Genomic DNA, 981 nt, shown 5'->3' with positions numbered 1-981 from the left:
GAGCAAGCGAAATCGTCCGATGCGCAGATAGCAGCGACAGACCGGCAGATCGAGTTGATCAATGAACAACGGGACGCGATCGCAGGGCTTGTTAAAAAAGGCTTTGCCCAGAAGTCGAAGTTGACCGAAATCGACACCAGATTGAGCGAACTCGCGGGGACCCGCGGTGAGTATGCGGGTGACAAAGCCAAGGCCGAGCAGGCAAAGGCAGGCGCGGAATTTTCCCTCATAGGTATTGAAAGCGATCTGCAGTCGGAGATCGCCGGAGAAATCACTACGAGCCAGGTTGATCTCGCCGACACGGAAGAGCGTATTGTGGCGGCCAAAGACGTCATGCGCCGTGTCGAAATACGCTCGCCGCAGGCCGGCATAGTCGCCAATATTCGCTTGCGGACACCTGGCGGTGTGGTGGCCGCTGGCGAAGCCATACTCGATATCGTACCGGAAAATGAACCGCTGGTTGTCGAAATGAAAATCAGCCCGCGCGACATCGACAGCGTGATTGTCAGTTCGCCGGTGCAGGTTCGCCTGACAGCCTATAACCAGCGTTCTCTGTCGCCGCTCGACGGTAAGGTCACTTACGTTGCCGCGGATCAGATTATCGATGAAAAGACCGATACGGCGTACTTCGTGGCGCGTGCGGAAATCGCCGCTCAATCGCTGGCGTCCAACCCGACGATCAAACTTTACCCGGGGATGCCGGCCGAGGTGCTGATCGTGCACAAGCCGCGCAAAGCGATCGAATACCTCATTTCCCCAATTTCAGACAGCTTTAATCGTGCCTTCCGAGAGGATTAGTTTGGAGATTCTCACTGCAGCGCACCATATTTGGCGATATTTCAAATTTCGAATTAAATTACACTTAATACAAATCGATATAACAAGTAGTTTTGCTTTAAACAGGAATTATAGATCTCAATATAAAAGTGTCATAATACATGGACGTAATAATTTGTTACTATGGATTGCCACATTTATATT

General features: G+C 51.4%; 1 protein-coding gene. It reads left to right on the top strand.

Translation table 11 applies throughout. The annotated features are described in order from the left end of the window. Positions 1-798 (top strand): HlyD family efflux transporter periplasmic adaptor subunit (locus ACXJ5O_RS28245; RefSeq protein WP_457302801.1); only part of this gene is annotated, 798 nt, incomplete at its 5' end. Positions 799-981: the final 183 nt, after the last annotated feature.

Source organism: Phyllobacterium sp. P5_D12, from assembly GCF_054049495.1.
Note: the sequence above shows the minus strand (reverse complement) of the source record. Positions and strands in the feature narration are given on the sequence as shown.